Origin of the sequence: Bacillus sp. FMQ74 (assembly GCF_001875785.1) — a bacterium.
Taxonomy (GTDB): domain Bacteria; phylum Bacillota; class Bacilli; order Bacillales; family Bacillaceae; genus Bacillus; species Bacillus stercoris.
In genome coordinates this window covers 45,260-63,338 of the sequence record NZ_MOEO01000004.1, presented here as the reverse complement: position 1 = coordinate 63,338, position 18,079 = coordinate 45,260, and the positions used below count along the sequence as shown (strand labels likewise).

The 18,079-nt window shown below is 43.9% G+C and carries 19 protein-coding genes; 14 read left to right on the top strand and 5 right to left on the bottom strand.

Annotated features, from left to right (window positions below):
* The first annotated feature begins 132 nt into the window (after nucleotides 1-132).
* Nucleotides 133-909, top strand: coding sequence for a transcriptional regulator GlcR (gene glcR, locus BLL41_RS09270; RefSeq protein WP_071577622.1), 777 nt, complete (start codon nucleotides 133-135; stop codon nucleotides 907-909).
* Nucleotides 910-914: 5 nt separating this feature from the next.
* Entirely contained in the window at nucleotides 915-1,772 is an 858-nt protein-coding gene (ywpJ, locus tag BLL41_RS09265; RefSeq protein WP_071577621.1) for a phosphatase YwpJ, read from the top strand.
* Between the two features lie 126 nt (nucleotides 1,773-1,898).
* On the opposite strand, the gene BLL41_RS09260 is transcribed toward ywpJ, so the two are convergent.
* On the bottom strand, nucleotides 1,899-4,667 hold the full coding sequence (locus tag BLL41_RS09260; protein ID WP_071577620.1) for a DEAD/DEAH box helicase: 2,769 nt from the start codon (nucleotides 4,665-4,667) through the stop codon (nucleotides 1,899-1,901).
* Nucleotides 4,654-6,264, bottom strand: a complete 1,611-nt coding sequence (locus BLL41_RS09255; RefSeq protein ID WP_071577619.1) for an SWIM zinc finger family protein — start codon at nucleotides 6,262-6,264, stop codon at nucleotides 4,654-4,656. The genes BLL41_RS09260 and BLL41_RS09255 overlap by 14 nt, the downstream gene beginning before the upstream one ends.
* Nucleotides 6,265-6,466: 202 nt before the next feature.
* Between BLL41_RS09255 and BLL41_RS09250 the strand changes: the two genes are divergently transcribed.
* The 12 genes from BLL41_RS09250 (at nucleotide 6,467) to BLL41_RS09195 (ending at nucleotide 16,131) form a co-directional block, all read left to right on the top strand.
* Nucleotides 6,467-6,610 (top strand): YwzD family small protein, encoded by a 144-nt coding sequence (locus tag BLL41_RS09250; protein ID WP_003242876.1) that lies wholly within the window; start codon nucleotides 6,467-6,469, stop codon nucleotides 6,608-6,610.
* A 233-nt stretch (nucleotides 6,611-6,843) separates the two neighbouring features.
* Nucleotides 6,844-7,590, top strand: a complete 747-nt coding sequence (tkmA, locus tag BLL41_RS09245; protein ID WP_071577618.1) for a protein-tyrosine kinase activator TkmA — start codon at nucleotides 6,844-6,846, stop codon at nucleotides 7,588-7,590.
* A complete protein-coding gene (gene ptkA / locus BLL41_RS09240) occupies nucleotides 7,580-8,296 on the top strand; it encodes a tyrosine-protein kinase PtkA (protein ID WP_071577617.1) in 717 nt (238 codons plus the stop codon). The genes tkmA and ptkA overlap by 11 nt, the downstream gene beginning before the upstream one ends.
* 47 nt (nucleotides 8,297-8,343) lie before the next feature.
* Nucleotides 8,344-9,108, top strand: a complete 765-nt coding sequence (locus BLL41_RS09235; protein WP_071577616.1) for a tyrosine-protein phosphatase — start codon at nucleotides 8,344-8,346, stop codon at nucleotides 9,106-9,108.
* A gap of 193 nt (nucleotides 9,109-9,301) precedes the next feature.
* Nucleotides 9,302-10,624, top strand: a complete 1,323-nt coding sequence (gene uglF, locus BLL41_RS09230) for a UDP-glucose 6-dehydrogenase UglF (RefSeq protein ID WP_071577615.1) — start codon at nucleotides 9,302-9,304, stop codon at nucleotides 10,622-10,624.
* A gap of 362 nt (nucleotides 10,625-10,986) precedes the next feature.
* Nucleotides 10,987-11,409 (top strand): YwqH-like family protein, encoded by a 423-nt coding sequence (locus BLL41_RS09225; RefSeq protein WP_014115436.1) that lies wholly within the window; start codon nucleotides 10,987-10,989, stop codon nucleotides 11,407-11,409.
* Between the two features lie 9 nt (nucleotides 11,410-11,418).
* Nucleotides 11,419-11,679 (top strand): YwqI/YxiC family protein, encoded by a 261-nt coding sequence (locus BLL41_RS09220; protein WP_003221757.1) that lies wholly within the window; start codon nucleotides 11,419-11,421, stop codon nucleotides 11,677-11,679.
* Between the two features lie 18 nt (nucleotides 11,680-11,697).
* The gene (locus tag BLL41_RS09215) at nucleotides 11,698-13,515 is read left to right on the top strand and encodes a T7SS effector LXG polymorphic toxin (protein ID WP_071577614.1); all 1,818 of its coding nucleotides are present in this window, start codon (nucleotides 11,698-11,700) and stop codon (nucleotides 13,513-13,515) included.
* 5 nt (nucleotides 13,516-13,520) lie between these two features.
* Entirely contained in the window at nucleotides 13,521-14,072 is a 552-nt protein-coding gene (locus tag BLL41_RS09210; protein WP_071577842.1) for a hypothetical protein, read from the top strand.
* An 88-nt stretch (nucleotides 14,073-14,160) separates the two neighbouring features.
* Nucleotides 14,161-14,814 (top strand): hypothetical protein, encoded by a 654-nt coding sequence (locus tag BLL41_RS09205; protein WP_071577613.1) that lies wholly within the window; start codon nucleotides 14,161-14,163, stop codon nucleotides 14,812-14,814.
* Nucleotides 14,815-14,931: 117 nt separating this feature from the next.
* Nucleotides 14,932-15,240: a hypothetical protein gene (locus tag BLL41_RS09200; protein ID WP_240508157.1), complete on the top strand. Its 309-nt coding sequence runs from the start codon at nucleotides 14,932-14,934 to the stop codon at nucleotides 15,238-15,240.
* A gap of 174 nt (nucleotides 15,241-15,414) precedes the next feature.
* Nucleotides 15,415-16,131 (top strand): endonuclease V, encoded by a 717-nt coding sequence (locus BLL41_RS09195; protein WP_071577612.1) that lies wholly within the window; start codon nucleotides 15,415-15,417, stop codon nucleotides 16,129-16,131.
* Between the two features lie 133 nt (nucleotides 16,132-16,264).
* Here BLL41_RS09195 and chrA read toward each other — a convergent pair whose 3' ends face one another.
* The 3 genes from chrA to chrS are packed head-to-tail and all read right to left on the bottom strand — an operon-like array spanning nucleotide 16,265 to nucleotide 17,875.
* Entirely contained in the window at nucleotides 16,265-16,801 is a 537-nt protein-coding gene (chrA, locus tag BLL41_RS09190) for a chromate resistance efflux protein ChrA (protein ID WP_071577611.1), read from the bottom strand.
* Nucleotides 16,798-17,385, bottom strand: coding sequence for a chromate efflux transporter subunit ChrB (gene chrB / locus BLL41_RS09185; protein WP_071577610.1), 588 nt, complete (start codon nucleotides 17,383-17,385; stop codon nucleotides 16,798-16,800). The genes chrA and chrB overlap by 4 nt, the downstream gene beginning before the upstream one ends.
* Before the next feature lie 13 nt (nucleotides 17,386-17,398).
* A complete protein-coding gene (chrS, locus tag BLL41_RS09180) occupies nucleotides 17,399-17,875 on the bottom strand; it encodes a chromate efflux transcriptional regulator ChrS (protein WP_014478181.1) in 477 nt (158 codons plus the stop codon).
* Nucleotides 17,876-18,079 lie beyond the last annotated feature (204 nt).

Below are 18,079 nucleotides of genomic sequence, written 5' to 3'. Positions count from 1 at the left end.
TTCTTTTTGTTTACTTAGGAAAAATTGGTTCCTATGATGCATTTTTGCTTAAAAGCACTTAATTGTATTGAATAAAATTAATCAAAAACTTATAATTACTTAAAGATGATTGCTAAGAAAAGGAATGAGGGCGTGTACCAAGAAGAAAGATTAGTAGCGATTTTGGATTTTTTAAAACAGCATAACCGAATTACAACAGAGCAAATCTGTACGCTCCTGAAAGTGTCAAGGGATACAGCGAGACGCGATCTAGTAAAGCTGGAGGAACAGAATGCCATCATCCGCACTAGAGGCGGCGCCATTTTGCCGACTGTTCATCAGAAAATTCAAAGCTATTCCGGCCGCTTGAAAACAGTGTCTGAGGAAAAAAACAAGATCGGCAGGCTTGCAGCATCGCTTATTCATGATGGTGACCGGGTGATTTTAGATGCTTCGACAACCGTTCAGGCATGTGCAAAGCATTTGAATGCGGTTGATTGTACCGTAATCACCAACTCAATTAATCTTGCGGATGTGCTGTCCGATAAAGAAGGAATTGAAATTTATCTGCTGGGAGGAAAGCTGGAAAAGGAGCACCGCTTTTTGTACGGCGCCTCTGTGATTGAAAAGCTCTCAAGCTACCACGTCGATAAAGCGGTGATCGGTGTGGTCGGTATTTCCGACCATGGCATTACAATTGCGCATGAAGAAGATGGCATGGTGAAGCGGAAAATGATTCAGCAGGCAAAGCAGGTAATCGCGCTTGCAGACCATTCGAAGCTGGGCAGCACCAGTTTTTATCAGTATGCGGAGCTGAATGAAATCGACCTCTTGATCACAGACAGGCTGCCGAATCAGGCATTTTGTGACTTGCTTGACCGCAACGGCGTGGAGCTTCTCGTGACAGAGCAGGATGAAGGAAAGGGCTGACAAACATGAAATTAATTGCGATTGACTTAGATGGAACCTTACTCAACAGCAGGCATCAGGTGAGCTTGGAAAATGAAAACGCACTGCGGCAGGCGCAGCGGGACGGCATTGAAGTGGTGGTGTCAACTGGACGCGCTCATTTTGATGTCAGGTCAATTTTTGAACCGCTGGAGATCAAAACGTGGGTCATCAGCGCAAACGGCGCCGTCATTCACGATCCCGACGGCAGGCTTTATCATCACGAAACCATTGATAAGCAAAGGGCGTATGACATTCTCTCATGGCTTGAATCAGAAAACTATTATTACGAGGTATTCTCAGGTTCAGCCATTTATACACCGCAAAACGGCAGAGAACTTTTAGAAATTGAACTGGACCGATTCAGAAGCGCAAATCCGGAAGCGGATCTTTCTGTCCTTATGCAGGCGGCCGAGGTGCAATACAGCCAATCGGGCTTTGCTTACATTAATTCCTTTCAAGAGCTGTTTGAAGCGGATCAGCCAATCGATTTTTATAATATTCTCGGCTTTTCTTTCTTTAAAGAAAAGCTTGAGGCAGGCTGGAAAAGATATGAGCACGCTGAAGATCTGACGCTTGTCAGTTCGGCTGAGCACAACTTTGAGCTTTCTTCCCGCAAAGCTTCCAAGGGGCAGGCGCTGAAGAGGCTTGCGGAACGGCTGAGCATTCCGCTCGAGGAAACCGCGGCTGTTGGTGACAGTTTAAATGACAAATCGATGCTTGAGGCTGCGGGAAAAGGGGTAGCGATGGGCAATGCCCGGAAAGATATTAAAGCGATAGCCGACGCTGTCACCTTGACCAATGACGAACATGGTGTTGCACATATGATTAAGCATTTGCTGTAGGTATATGTGCTGCACCAAAAGTGCATCCTGTTGATAACCGGCGTAACGGATTCTTTGGAAATTCGGCGTGACGGCTATGAACGGGAAAAAAGCTGGCTCTATCAGAGCCAGCTTTTTTTGTCATGATCATTGCGCTGTTGCGCTTAATGTAAACAGTTCCTCGAGCTCCTGTGTGGAAAGCTCGGTAATCCAGTTTTCACTTTGGATAATTTGATCGTTCAGGGTTTGCTTCGATTCGAGCATGGCATCAATTTTTTCTTCAATTGTTCCAGTCGTGATCATTTTATGAACGTGGACAAAGCGCTCTTGGCCTATGCGGTATGCACGGTCAGTCGCTTGATTTTCAACCGCGGGATTCCACCATCTGTCATAATGGATGACGTGATTGGCGGCGGTCAAATTAAGACCCGTGCCTCCAGCTTTGAGTGAAAGTATCAGTGTAGGATATTCTTTCCTCTGGAATTTCTCAACGAGTGTATCCCGCTCTTGCTTGGAGAGACTCCCGTTTAAAAATTGCACAGGTTCCCCGAACGTTTTTTCAAGCAGCCGCTTCATCATGTTCCCCATCTGAATGTATTGCGTGAAAATCAGGCAGCTTTCGTTTTGGGCGCGGATCGCTGTCATCAGTTCCAGCAATTTTTCGAGCTTGACTGATCTGCCAGCCAGCAGCTCGGTTTGCTCTTCCTTTAAATAGAGCGCGGGATGATCGCATATTTGCTTAAGCCGTCCGAGCATGCTGAGGATCAGCGCTTTTCGCTGCATGCCGGTCAGTGATGTCATATGGTCAAAAGTGTCTTTGACAAGCTGCTCATAAAGTGATGCCTGTTCGGCTGACAGCGGGATAAATTCTTTTTCTTCCAGCTTCTCAGGAAGATTAAGCGCGACTTCTTCATCACGTTTCGTCCGTCGGAGAAGGAATGGCCGGATTAACTGCTGAAGCTGTCCGATTCTCTTTTCGTCCCGGTCTTTTTCAATCGGCAGCACATAGCGTTTATGGAAGCCTGTCAAACTGCCGAGGTAGCCTTTATTCATGAAGTCAAAAATGGACCACAGCTCAGTCAGACGGTTTTCCATCGGCGTGCCGCTCAGCGCGATATGATGAAGCCCCTTCAGCTTTCTGATTGCACGTGATTGCTTTGTATGCGCGTTTTTAATATTTTGCGCTTCATCAAGGCAAATCGTGTTCCAAGTCACAGAAGAAAGCTCTTCAGCATCGGCATGTGACAGCCCGTATGAAGTGAGCACCACGTCTGCGTTTTCGTAATGCGCGGCGAAATCATCACCCTTTGGACGGCGCGGCCCATAATGGAGCGCGACAGACAGATCAGGGGCAAAGGTTTGAAGCTCCCGCTGCCAGTTGCCGAGTACGGATGTCGGCGCGATAATCAAATGAGGCGTTTTTTGCCGGCCGCTTTCCTTCACGTGCAGGAAATAGGCGATCATTTGAATCGTTTTTCCGAGCCCCATATCGTCAGCCAGACAGGCGCCAAAACCGCTTTCCCGCAGAAACAGCAGCCAGTTCATGCCGTATTTCTGATAAGGGCGGAGTGTCCCTTGGAAAGAAGGGCTGACTTCGTGCTCCGGCAGGTTTTCTGCGGCAGTGAGCTTTCGAATCAGTGACCTGAGCTGTTTGGACAGATCAAATTGAATACCGGCAAAAGCGGATGTATCAATCAGATCTGAATCCTCAAGCCCGCCTTCCCCCTGATCCATTAGTTCGCGCGCCAGAATATCAGACATGTGGAGTCCTTCCGATTCCGCTTTTTCCATCAGGCGTTTCATCTGTTTGATAAACTGCGGATCGATTTTTACCCATTGCCCGCGTATATTAACGAGGCGCCTGTTGCTGGCGACGAGCTCATTAAATTCAGCCTCGGTCAGCTCAATTCCATTTGTCGCAAACCGCCAGTTGAAATCAAGCAGCGCATTCATGCCGACAAATGACTCGCCGCGCGGGGCGGACGACACTTTTGCCTTCAGCATCATGTTGCTGTCTCTGACGATCTGCCACCAGGATGGGAGCAAAATTTCAACGCCCATATCGACAAGCGTCTCACTTGCTTCTGATAGGAAGATCCAGGCTTCTTCCTCAGAGATCAGGGTCGTACCGGAATCAAATGACAGCCACGGAACCGTTCTGTGAAAGCGGTCCTGCTCACGCGCAATTTTATCGCTGTACGCCTGCCACGATTTTTTGAGGCTCTTCAGCCCGTCAAAAAATTCTACAGCACCGCTCTTTTTATCACGTAAAAACATTTCGATTTTCCAATCGTCTCCGTCAAAGTCCGGTTCATTTAAGCGCAAGCCGACTGTAAATGGAGATTGATCGTCAATCCAGCCAATACCCTCCAAAAAATCCTCTTCATCAAGAAAATGGCCGCGGAATGTCGTAACCGCAGGCGATTTCTCCTTGATGTGTTCCCATTTCTCCCGCAAGTCATCGTCATATTGGATGTAATCCTGAACAGCAGCGGAAAACCATTCCGCAGTAAAGCCTTCCAATATATTGTCGCGGTCCTTCCATCGAAAAACACCGTTTGTCCATGCTTCATAGTCAGGCATAAAATCGCCGTCTGCGATAAATTCATAGATGGTCGATGCCGCCTCGATCAGCGGCTCCGTTTCTTTTGTAAGCTGCACGGAGCTGAATGAGTTGAACGAGTTTTTGCCGAGAAGCTCTACAGTCATCCATGGAGATAGCAGAACAGCAGTCGTCCCGATGAAGCTGACATCCTCAAGAAAGGTTCCGTAAAATGAGGATTCATGCCATTGGAACAAATGCTTTTTCATATGGCTGTAGGGAAGAGGCTGCTCATTCCCATCAAAGGCCGAGAGCGTAAATGATCCATCTTCCATTTGTTCGACGTGGATGAGAATTTCTTTAAGACTCGCCATCAATCAACTTTCCTTTCTGCAGTTCTTCTTGAAGCGCGCGCAGGCGCTTGTAATGTGAGCTCAGCTGCTGAATATACCGCTCCCACACCTTCAGCTTCTTCGCTTTTTTGTACAGGGTGCGCAGTTTTTTCAAATACCGGGCAGCTTCCTTGTACGAGCTGCGATTCTTCTGATCAATGAAAAAGGACACTTCTCTATGGTAAGCGGGTATAAGCGCCTCAGGGTCGCTCGCTGCAATTTCCTTCAGCATCATTTTATCCATTTCATTGATGGAAAAGCCGACAAGGCTGTGAATTTCAATCCACTCGGCATAGCGTTTTTTCTCATATAAATGATGGCTGTATTCTGTGAACGTATACGGCAGACAGCCCGCGGCATAGCGTTCAAACAGCGCTTGATCATTGGTTTGCTTCACATAGGCATTCAGCAGAAGGAACAGCTCGCCGATTACATCGCGAATCTCTTTAAACGGCTTATCCAGCTTCGTATAACCCATCGCAATCGGTTCAATTTGCTGGTACCATGTTTTAAGCCGCTTCCAGTCCTTCTTGGCAGTCATTTCACTCAGCCATTGGAATGTATAAGGGAGCGCTTCCGGCGGGAATTGATCAACTTCCGCAAAAATAACGTCATCATTCTTTTGCAGGAATTCCAAATGCAGGCGCCCGAATTGCAATTCAGGAGAAAAACGCCTTCCTGCTTCTTTTTTCAACATCTCCAGTTCGCGTGTCACCCATTTTGGACGCGAAAGCAGCGCACTCCAAATTTCACCAAAGACTCGGATGCGTTCATATTGGAAAATTTCTTCTTTCAACAGCAAATGCCGGATAACATCCGGTGTTTTATCCAAAAATGGATCGAGCGCAAAAGACAGTGCGTACGTCTTTAATTTATCAATAGAGCTGTAGATTGTATCCATCAGCTGTTCAACGTACGGATTGAGGGAATAAAAATCTTGTTCGGGGTTCAGCTTGCCTGCTTCGATCAATGTGAACATGCGAAGCCAAACCGCAATCGCGGAATGAATCTGATACAGGCTTTTCAGCTCCGGTTTGTTCGGCGCATGTTTTTTTAATGCGGACAGGTAGCCGTAATAGAGGCCCTGCATGTTTTGGCTGCCTTCGGGCGTGCGTGCCTGCCAGAGAGAAAACTCTGAATCAAAAAAAGTGAGCCAGCTTGAAAGCGATTCTTCATTAGGCAGCACCTTTTCCTGAAACTGGCGGCGAACGAGCTCCTTGCTTTCCTCAAGCTTTTCCCTCTCCAGCCAATACTCTGTAAAAGTACCCACTCGCTCGAACATTGCATATACATATAAAAACACAGCCAGCATATGGCGGCAGATTCTTCCGGACGGACATGAACAGCCGCTTTTGACTATGACAAACAAGTTCAATGTGACCCGCACAGGCACAACATCCTGCACGTAAGCCGTAATTTCCGTCGGACTCACTGCTTGTAAACGATAGACTGAATCCTGCCGATATAAAATAAGGGCTTTTTTGATCAGCTGAACATTTTCCTCATTGTAAGGAAGAAGTTCTTTTAACTGTTCAGCAGATGCCAGCACATCGTCTTTGGAAATCATATTCTGAAGCATGATTATCGCTCCTAACCGAGTCACGTAATAAAAAGATCCAATTTCTCTATTATATCGCAACACATCGGCCTTAAAAAGTTTTTCCTAAAAAAGGACATAAAAAATGGGATGTGTCGAATGATGTATTAGAGATTGCAAATTGATAACCGGCATCATATAATAATCGTGTTTTCAACTTATGGAAGCTGAAAGGAAAAAAAAGATGAGTGAAAAGAAATTGAATCAAGAAGAATTTCTGAAAATTTTGATGCATGCACATGAAATTGGTGAGCAGTCATCTGAAATGACGACGAAGGAAATGCTTGAAAATTTGATTTCTCATATTAAAAATGGATATGCAACATAAAAATCCCGCACGCCTTTTGCGGGATTTTTTTATGCGAGATTACATGACTGCCCGAATAAGAGAAAAAGAGGCAGCATTGTCAAGACAGTTAATAAAGCGCTTACGTAAAAAGAAGGAACATAACGTTTTGTAAAAAAATGTCGAATTATGTCACGTGAAAAGCTGGAGAAATGCGGTTTCAACGTTGTATAATCGTAGATGGAAAAGGATGTTATAAGAGATTTGGAGGTATCATGGGAGAATCTACTAGCTTAAAAGAGATATTATCAACGTTAACAAAACGCATACTTTTGATTATGATTGTAACCGCAGCTGCCACTGCTGCAGGCGGACTCATTAGTTTCTTCGCACTTACACCCATCTATGAAAATTCAACTCAGATTCTGGTCAATCAATCGAAAAACGACCGAAAAGAAGTCCAATTTAACGATGTTCAAACCAATCTTCAGTTAATCAATACGTACAATGTCATCATTAAGAGTCCTGCCATCTTAGATGAAGTCATTAAAGAAATGGGCCTGTCGATGACATCCCAAGAACTGAATGACAAAATTACCGTATCCAGCGAACAGGACTCCCAAGTGGTCAACATATCGGTCAGGGATGAAAACGCGGAAACAGCGGCTCATATTGCCAATACCATCGCGTCTGTCTTTCAAGACAAAATCACATCCATTATGAATGTTGATAATGTCAGCATTTTGTCAAAAGCCGAGGTTTCAGAACAGCCGTCGCCAGTATCGCCAAAGCCGCTTCTAAACATCGCCATCGCGTTTGCGGCCGGATTGGCGGGAAGCATCGGACTGGCCTTCCTGCTTGAGCATTTGGATAATACGATCAAATCGGAAGAGCAGCTCGAATCCCTGCTGGACATACCTGTGTTAGGGACGGTTTCCACCATTGCGAATGAGCAGAAAACAGCTAAGGCCATACAGGGTTTCCAATCTGAAAAAACGGGGAGTGGACATTTTGGCGCTTAGAAAAAGCAGAGGCTCTTGGATGCGCAGGAATGTCATTGCAATGACAGAACCGAAATCCTTGAACTCTGAACAATATCGGACGATTCGCACGAATATAGAATTTGCTTCAGTGGACCGGCAAATGAAATCAGTCATGATAACATCGGCTTGTCCGGGGGAAGGGAAATCAACAACGGCCGCCAATTTGGCTGTCGTATTTGCCCAACAGGGAAAAAAAGTGCTCCTGATTGATGCTGATTTGCGGAAACCAACAGTACATACGGCCTTTTTTCTTGAGAACACGGTTGGCTTAACATCTGTTTTATTAAAGAAACGCTCATTGGAGCAAGCTGTGCAAGCCTCGAATGCAAAACATCTTGACGTGCTGACGAGCGGCCCGATCCCGCCAAACCCGGCCGAGCTTCTCTCCTCGAAGTGGATGAAGGAGCTTGTTGACGAAGCGAGTGCGGCATATGATATGGTGATTTTTGATACGCCGCCTATTCTCGCCGTAGCAGATGCACAGATTTTAGGCAACGTGGCAGACGGTTCTGTTCTGGTTATTTCAAGCGGGAAAACAGAAAAAGAACAAGCCGCAAAAGCGAAAGAAGCGCTTGAATCGTGCAATAGCAAGCTCCTTGGGGCGATTATGAACGGCAAAAAGCTTTCAAAGCACTCTGAATACGGATATTACGGAAACAAAGACAATTTCATGCAAAATAAATAACGTGCATCGTGCCCGTTATTTATTTTTGTGAAAAAGGGGGCTAGGACATGATCGATATTCACTGTCACATTCTTTCGGCAATGGATGACGGGGCAGGCGATTCAGCTGACAGCATAGAAATGGCAAAGGCCGCTGTTCGTCAGGGAATCCGGACGATCATTGCGACACCTCATCATAAAAACGGTGTGTATGAAAACGAGCCAGCCGCAGTCAGAGAAGCAGCAGATCTGTTAAACAAACGTTTAATCAAAGAAGACATCCCTTTACATGTGCTTCCGGGACAGGAGATCAGAATCTACGGCGATGTGGAACGAGACCTTGCGAAACGGCAGCTTCTTTCGCTGAATGACACAAAATACATCTTGATTGAGTTTCCGTTTGATCAGGTTCCCCGATATGCGGAGCAGCTTTTTTATGATTTGCAGCTGAAAGGATATATTCCGGTTATCGCCCATCCTGAACGCAACAGGGAAATTCGCGAAAACCCCTCCTTGCTGTATCATCTTGTGGAAAAAGGAGCAGCATCTCAGATGACGTCAGGAAGTCTTGCGGGGACCTTCGGCAAGCAGGTGAAAGCATTTTCTCTCCGGCTGGCTGAAGCCAATTTGATACATTTCGTAGCCTCAGATGCCCATAATGTGAAAACGAGAAATTTTCACACTCAAGAGGCCCTTTATGTTTTACAGAAAGAATTCGGCCCGGACCTTCCTTACATGCTGACGGAAAATGCGGAGCTTCTCCTGCGGAATCAGACCATCTTCAGACAGCCTCCGCAGCCGGTCAAAAGAAGAAAATTGTTTGGTCTCTTTTAACAGCCGATTCTCATTTCACCACTTTCTTTTTGAGAGCGATATAATAGTGTTTGTATGATTGAATCACATTTCAGAAATCTGTACAGGCTGTACCCGACAGGCTATGCGGGAGATCATTCGCATTCATGATAGGATGTTCTCATACGATATTACGGAAGCTGCAAAGCAGCAATTTAACTGTTGGAGGGAAACAATGAATATTACAGTCATCGGAACAGGCTATGTCGGTCTTGTGACAGGTGTTTCTCTTTCTGAGATTGGACATCATGTAACCTGCATTGATATTGACGCTCACAAGATTGATGAAATGAGAAAGGGCATTTCCCCCATATTTGAACCTGGTCTTGAAGAGCTGATGAGAAAAAATACAGCTGATGGACGGCTGAACTTTGAAACGAGCTATGAGACAGGCTTGGCACAGGCAGACATTATTTTTATAGCGGTCGGCACACCGCAGAAAAGCGATGGGCACGCCAACCTGGAGCATATTACAGATGCGGCCAAACGCATCGCCAGGCATATCAAACGGGATGCCATCGTGGTAACGAAAAGCACAGTGCCCGTCGGGACAAACGATTTGATTGAGGGGCTGATCTCTAAACATCTTGCGGAGCCTGTTAGCATATCTGTCGCATCCAATCCGGAATTTTTGCGTGAGGGGTCGGCGATCTTTGACACGTTTCATGGAGACAGGATCGTGATCGGAACAGCCGATAAGAAAACAGCAGATACGCTTGAGGAGCTCTTCCGTCCGTTTCAAATCCCGATTTACAAAACGGATATCAGAAGCGCCGAGATGATCAAATATGCCTCAAATGCTTTTCTGGCCACTAAGATCAGTTTTATAAACGAAATTTCGAATATATGTGAAAAGGTCGGCGCCGATATCGAAGCGGTCGCCTACGGGATGGGACAGGATAAGCGGATCGGCAGCCAGTTTTTAAAAGCGGGCATTGGCTACGGCGGTTCTTGTTTTCCAAAGGACACAAACGCCCTCGTGCAAATTGCCGGCAATGTCGAGCATGATTTTGAACTGCTGAAATCGGTTATCAAAGTCAACAACAATCAGCAGGCGATGCTGGTTGATAAAGCGCTGAACAGGCTCGGTGGGGTGACGGGAAAAACGATTGCCCTTTTAGGCCTGTCATTTAAACCAAATACGGACGATATGAGGGAAGCGCCGTCAATTGTCATTGCAGACCGTCTCGCTGCGCTCGACGCCCGTATTAGAGCTTACGATCCCATTGCAGTTAGCCATGCAAAGCATGTTCTCCCGCAAGCTATTGAATATAAAGAGACGATCGAGGAAGCTGTTAAAGGGTCCGATGCCGTCATGATTTTAACCGACTGGGCTGACATTAAACAATTCCCGTTAAAGGCTTATCAGGATTTGATGGAAACGCCGCTCATATTTGACGGCAGAAACTGCTACACATTGGATGAAGCTTTGGCTGCAGGAGTGGAGTATTATTCTGTCGGACGAAAGGCGGTTGTGCCGTCAGGTGCAATTCAATAGATGGAAAAGAGAAAACTGGCTGGAAGCCAGTTTTTTTCTTTTCTACTACGGTTTAAAGTGAAAAAACAAAATATGCTCTTACGACAAGAGACAGATCATCAACATCTGTCTCTTTCAAGTGTCTTTATAACTACGACTTTAGGTGTTTTCATCTTATAAAACGCTTTCGTTGGCTGTATAACGAACAAAAACAAGATTATAGACCTACACATTGCGAGCATTATACGTCGAAATTAAGCCGTTTACCCTATTTAAGCCGCCTTCTGGCTATTTTAAAATATAATATATGGAAATAAAGTATGGAAAAGTCTATCTTCATCAGCCCCTCCATACGACTTTTTGAGTATTAAGAGGTGAATCAGATGGGTTATGAAAGTATGTTAGCGGATATCAAAAGTTCGCTCAACGGAAAAATTTCCGACGTAGAAGACAAGATCGAAAAGCTGAAAAAAGCAAAAAAGGACATAGACACACTGCAAGAAGAGGCAATTACTGAAATCAAAGACATTGTGAAACCGGAATTAGGCAAGCACTGGACGGGAACAAAAGCGGATGATTTCGACAAGGGCAGAGAAAACGCAAAATCGGAGGCATCCAAGATTGTGAATGATAAATATAACGAGTATATGGCTTCGATTCAAAGCAAAATATTTTGGCTTGAAACAGAGAAATTCGAGCTGAATTTGACAAAAAGCGCAGCGAATGCCGCAGGCGACCTTCTTGCTAAAGGAGAAGAGTTCGTGGAAGAAGCGGGAAGACAAATTAGCAAACTAAAATGGTGGTGATCTTTTTTTATGTCAGAAATTAAGCTGAAGTACGACACAGTCATCAAAACATTGGATTCTGTCAAAGACGCGCTGGCTGACGTATCAATCGGCGCAGCAGGATCAAATGGAAAAAACAGCCTCGATTACACGAAAAAATATCATGAGCGTGAGGAGAACATCAAAACCATGCTCGGAGACTATAAAAAAGCGGTGCAGAAAAATATCGAGGATACAAAGGACAACGTAGATTCACTCAAAGAGCAGGACGAGGCGATAGCTGTAAAATAGAAAAGAAAGGGCAGTGCGATGAGCAAAGTATTTGAATCTAAATCTTTAATCGAAGAAGCGAAGAGCAGAAAAAAGCAATATGAGACGCTTGAGGAGCAGCTGAATACGCTGAAAAAAGCATTTCAGGAAGTGGCGGATTTAGGCGACAATTTTAAAGGAAAAGGCGCGGACAATATTAAAGATTTCTTTCAGGGACAGGCAGAAATCGTCGAAAGCTGGCTGACGCTTGTTTCTGCTCAAATTGCGTTTTTAAATGGCATTTCAGGAGACATTAAAGATCAAGAACTGAATGATTCATATGTGGAAACTTCTTTTTTGGATCATGAGCTGCCCAATGGAGATTTGAAAGCCTCAGGGATTGTCTCCGCTCATAAAGAGGAAATCGATTCCATTTTGTCAGGAATCAGCGATATTATTGATCTCGACATGTACACGCTTGACGACTATGCCGATAAGATGGGCGATGCTCAAAAAATCAGACGTGACACGATCACAGCAGTCGATAAGCTTGACGAGTCTCTGACCACTGAATATCAAAATTTAGAATCTCTGGACAGCGCAGTGCTCAGCAAATATTCCGTTCTCATGCAGGCCACCAGTAACGGGAAAAGCGCATCCCCTATGTACTATGACAAAAAAGCATTCCACAGCAATGAAGTCTACAAAAGCGTCATTGAAGTAGAAAAACAGGGAACAACATATATCGATGCAAAAAAACAGCAAGCAGAAGCAAGACGGCTTCAGGAAAAGGCTGAAGAAGAAGCAAATAAACCATGGTACGAGAAAACATGGGATGGAGTTTGCAACTTTACTGGAGAAGTCACTGGCTATTATGATTATAAAAGAGCAACCGAAGGTGTTGATCCGGTTACCGGAGAAAAACTCTCCACCGCAGAACGTGTGACAGCAGGAGCTATGGCAGCAGCTGGCTTCATACCGGTCGTCGGCTGGGCAGGCCGCGCCTTCAAAGGCGGAAAAGCCATCTACAAAACCGGAAAAGCGGCTATTGCGGCCGAACACGCTTTAGATGCCTACAAAACAGGCAAATCCTTAGATATTCTCAAAATATCTGAAATGGGCGCATACGGCCTTGTTGCTTCTAATGGATTCTCAGAAGCTGTCACGGGACGGGATATGTTTGGAAATAAAGTGTCTGAGGAGAAGCGGAAGCAAGGAGTGCTGGAAGCGGCATTGAGTTTGGTCGGAGCCGGTGCATTGGCGAAACATATAGACAAAGGCATACCGCTTGCAACCCATTCAAAAGTCCAAAAAGCAAACAAAACACTAGAGAAAGTAAAACAATTCAAAGTCCCAACAAACGTCCGCGTGTACGCAGAACGCCCAGTAACTCCGGAGGGCTTCACATTCGGAATCCCGACAGTACGTGTCGATGTGGAAAAGACGGCTGTTAAGGATCTTGGGATTGTGAAGATGGTTAGTAGCCAGTCAAAAAAACCTAAATGGTTGGAAAAACCTGAGGGGATGACTCAAAATGATTACGTTGCTCATAATGGTACTAACTACAGTAAGAAGAAACGGACTGAAGAATACAATGCTGCGATAGCTGACAGAGAGAAGATAGTTGGAGACAATTCCAATGGATATCGTTTAAAGGAACCAACTAAGTGGATGGAAGATAGAGGCATGGTACAAATAAAAGAGAGGTTAAAAAGAAAGTCTTGGACAGATAGAGATGGATTTAATTGGCAATGGGATTCCCAGCATGGCAAATTAGAAAAGTGGAACCGCAGAAGAACAGAGCATTTAGGAGAGTTTGATCCTGTAACTGGTAAGCAGACGAAAAAAGGCGAGCCTTCAAGAAGATGGGATGGTTAAAAAATATGGAACATGGAATCAGATTTATTAATGAATATCCTGAAATTGGTGAGTTGCTTCATCGCCTATTTGTGAATAGGGAATTAGACGAATGGTACAAGAACAAATGCGCAGAGAAAATAAAAGTACCTGATGAATTTAATCAAATAAAAGGTTTGAAAAAAATTGAAGTTAGAGATTTAAACAATCCTTCAGGAGAAATTGATATCCATTTGCAAGATCTTTCTGGGGAAAATGGTTTTCATTTAGAACAGCAAATCAATATGAAAGTATCTAAATTGGTTCCTGTTTATGTATTAGATTATAGTTATTCCCTAAGACACGATTTAATCGATGGCGCTTATGACATTATAGGAACCGCTGAATCTTTAGAATTCATTCAGGGAACGAACTATATTAATAAAATAATGCAAGAGAAAGGGTTTATTGAACTCAGTTATTTATATGATTACTACGATACTGTGTATGAGTGGAGTGAATTGCCGCATATACAGCCTTTCAACAGGAGATTAACATTAGGAGATGCCTTGTTTACTGATGTATTAGAATTGCTGTAGTTATAACTTGCCGTGTTGTTATCGGCAAGTTTTTTTACAATCATGAGGCTTTTTAAAGATTGGCCAATGAAGGACAAGGAGAAGCGGGATGGAAAGAGACCATATTTCTCAACTGCAGCCATTAAAAATCTGTAATGGCTGGTCTGTAGTACTGAACAATTTATGTTCAGAAAAAAGAATGCAAGAAAAATGTGAATTACTAATACTACAAAATGAAAAACGTAAGGCCTTTATTAAGGTAAGTTATGAAAATAATCAATACCATATCAAAGTAGCTGGCTTAAAAACAGATAAGATTTATGAAGATGAGTCTTTTAATGAGATAGAACAATTATTAGAAGAGTTAGAATATCAAATCTGGAGTGTGGGAAGTGGGGTTTTAGAGGGTTTGCAGCCACTAAGCCAACAGATTCCAAATTTCTTAAGGCTAAAGATACCGGCTGGTTGGACTGTTGATTATATTACATTAAAAGATACTGATCCTAAGAACCTAGAGGCAAATGATGATACTTGGTTATTTGACTTTAACCAAGATCTCCTACAGATTTCTCACAAGACAAAAAACTTGTTGCTTGACGTAGGGTGGTACCCAGAAGGGGATCCAACTGGAAGTTACGGTATTGAACTTATAAAAAACGAAGATTGGGAAAATCCGGTAGAAGATATTGTGTGCACTGAGCTTAAAGAATTAATTAAACAATTGGATAATATTTTTATGAAAGAAATTAAAAATGAATACTAATAAAAAAGCAGGTTGTATTACCTGCTTTTTTCAAAGAGGCATCTATTATTATTGATACAGGAGCCTTCGCTAATACCATCAGATAGAAGTTAACTAGTTACTATAGAGGTTATCATTGTGAGAAAACATGTTAGGTTAGATGTTCCAAAAGCTAATATACACCCTCTACGAATAACACAAGGATGGAAAGTGAATTATAATCATTTTGTTGAAATAGACCCAAGAACTTTAGAACCGAATGATGATTCCTGGTTTTTGTTCACAGACAGTTTGTTGCAGCTTTATCATGAACAATCTTCAATAACACTTGATTTAGGCTGGGTTCCTGACATTTCTCCTGAAGGTAATTATCTGGTTTTAATACCCAAAATAATGATTGGGAAGATCCTATTAAAGAATTTTCATCAGATGACTATAAAAAAGTGATTTTATATATTGAATATCATTTAAATCAAGTAACAACTACTTGGTGGAAGTAGGTTTAATGATTCTTGATTAAAGGATGGAATGGTTACTATTTATGGAACATGGAATCAGATTTATTAATGAATATCCTGAAATCGGTCTTTTTTAAGAAGTAAAGAGAGGAAAACTAGTGAAATGAAAGTACATCAAATTCACGATTTTCATCTAAAAGATGAATCGGATTTTGTTCAAACACAACAATCCCTTAAAAATCGTATCAACCTATCCCCCACGATCCATCCAGACTCCATCAACACCTGCGCAGGCGTCGACCTGGCCTATTGGGAGCAGAACGGAGAACCATACGGAGTGTGCAGTATTCTCGTGATTGACGTTGATACAAAAGAAGTCATTGAAAAAGTGCACAGCATGGGGAGAATCAGCGTGCCGTATGTTTCCGGTTTTCTTGCGTTTCGTGAGCTGCCTTTGATCATCGAGGCGGCGAAAAAGCTGGAGACGGATCCGGATGTCTTCTTGTTTGATGGCAACGGATATCTGCATTACAACCATATGGGCGTTGCCACCCATGCGGCTTTTTTTCTGGGTAAGCCGACGATTGGGATTGCGAAAACCTATCTCAAAATCAAAGGCTATGATTTCGTGATGCCTGAAAATGAAGTCGGTGCATACACCGATATTCTCATTGACGGCGAGGTATATGGCCGGGCGCTGCGAACGCGGCGGGATGTGAAGCCTATTTTCTTGTCTTGCGGAAATAACATTGATTTAGAAAGCAGTTATCAAATTACGTTGAGCCTGCTTAATCAAGAAAGCAGATTGCCGATCCCTGTCCGCCTGGTTGACATTGAAACACATGTTTTGCGAACGTTTTATCAGAAAAATCACGTGTAAAACTTGCAGGCCGGGATCTGCAAGTTTTTTCATTGACTCCTATATACAGGGCAATCTGTGAGAATGAGAGGAACCATATACCAAACAGGATTTCTGGGCCAAAATAAAAAAGCACCTGTCCAGGTGCTTTTTTCTATAAATGAGGGATCACAAGGCCCCCATATAAAAACGCCGCGATAATCAAAAATGCCGGATGCATTTTGAATTTTGTCATGGCAAGGAGGGAGATCCCCGCAATCACTAGTGATTGAATCCAGCCGATCGCTTTGATGCCGTCTGCGCCGATTTGCCAGGTAAGAATGAGCATCATGACCGCGATGACAGGCTGAACGGACAGTGTCATGCCTTTGATAACAGGGGATTGACGGAAGCGCTGGATGATGCGCAGCAGGACGATCAATGCGAGCGCCGACGGTACAACGGTTGCGATCAGGGCAATCAGGAAGCCGGGCCACCCGCCTGCACTGTAGCCGACATATGCGGCGATTTTGGTTGCGATGGGGCCCGGCAATGCATTCGCAAGTGCGAGCATATTTGAGAATTGATCGTTTGAAAGCCAGTTGTATCTGTTTACGACTTCTTCAAACATTAGCGGGATAGACGCAGGTCCGCCGCCATATCCCAGTAGGTTTGCGATAAAAAACGCCATAAATAAATAGATAGATATCATGAGGCCGACATTCCTTTATCATGTTTATTTGTGACTTTGTCTTTCAGTTTAAAGTGAAACGCCCCGTACGCTAAGAAAATGATAATGACAAGGCCGGGATTGATCTGTAACGTTTGCAGGCCGATAAAAGCGATGATAAAAAACAGAATGCCGGTGACCCAGCCGAAACCTTTAAGGGCTTTTTGGCCAAACTCGTACGCCATAATTCCGAGCATTACTGCAATCACCGGCGTGACGGCGCCTATCATGCCGGCAACAATTGCTGAATGGCTTAACACATTTACTGCCGCAAACAAGCCCACCATCGCAAGACATGTAGGCAGAATGTGGGCGAGGGTCGCCACAATGGCACCTAATGTGCCTTTAAGCTTAAAGCCCAGATACGCAGCCATTTTTGTGGCAATCGGCCCGGGAAGCGCATTAGCGATTGCTAATATTTCTCCGAATTCATCATCGTCAATCCATTTATATTTATTGACCGCTTCATGGCGGATCAGCGGAATCACGGAAGGTCCGCCGCCGAATCCTAATATGCCGGTGCGTACCATTGCGGCCGTCATATCCCGATAAGGATGGTTTTTCATTTGTTTCTCTCCTTTACAGCTTCATTCCCATACGGCTTTTGTATCGTTTGATCAGCATCTGGCAATCAACACTGACGACGCCTCGCAATGGATACAGCCGTTTTGTTAAAAACTCTTCCATTTCCTGATCGTTGGCAAAGATCCCATGCATATGCAGCTTGCTCGGACCTGTCATGTGATAAAGACTGGTGACCGCAGGCTCTTCCTCAAGCTTAAGAGCGACTTCTTCTAAAAATTGCGGTTCGACCTCGACATTGAAAAACACGGATACATGGATGCCGATTTTAGCGGGATTGATGACCGCGGTGAATTTTTCAATAACGCCTGCTTCAATTAATTGGTTGATACGAGCCTGGACGGCGACCCGGGACAAATCGACTCTTTTGCCAAGATCCGTATAAGAAATTCTGCCTTCTTCATGCAAAATCGTGAGAATTTGTTTATCAGTCTCATCAAGTACAAGGTTGGGGATTTGATATTCATGACTCAATTGCTCCACCTGCTTTCGTAGCCTTTTAGCCATCATTTTATCATAAAAAGTTACGTTTCGAACGAGAAATTTTTTATTTGTTTTCGAAATGAATGAATAAATATCTTATTGTTTTCGAAAAGAAGAAAGTTCGTCAGCTTTTCTGCCGGATCAGTAGATGTGAAAAATAAGGCTCCCTATACTGAAGAAAATCTTTTAAAAAGG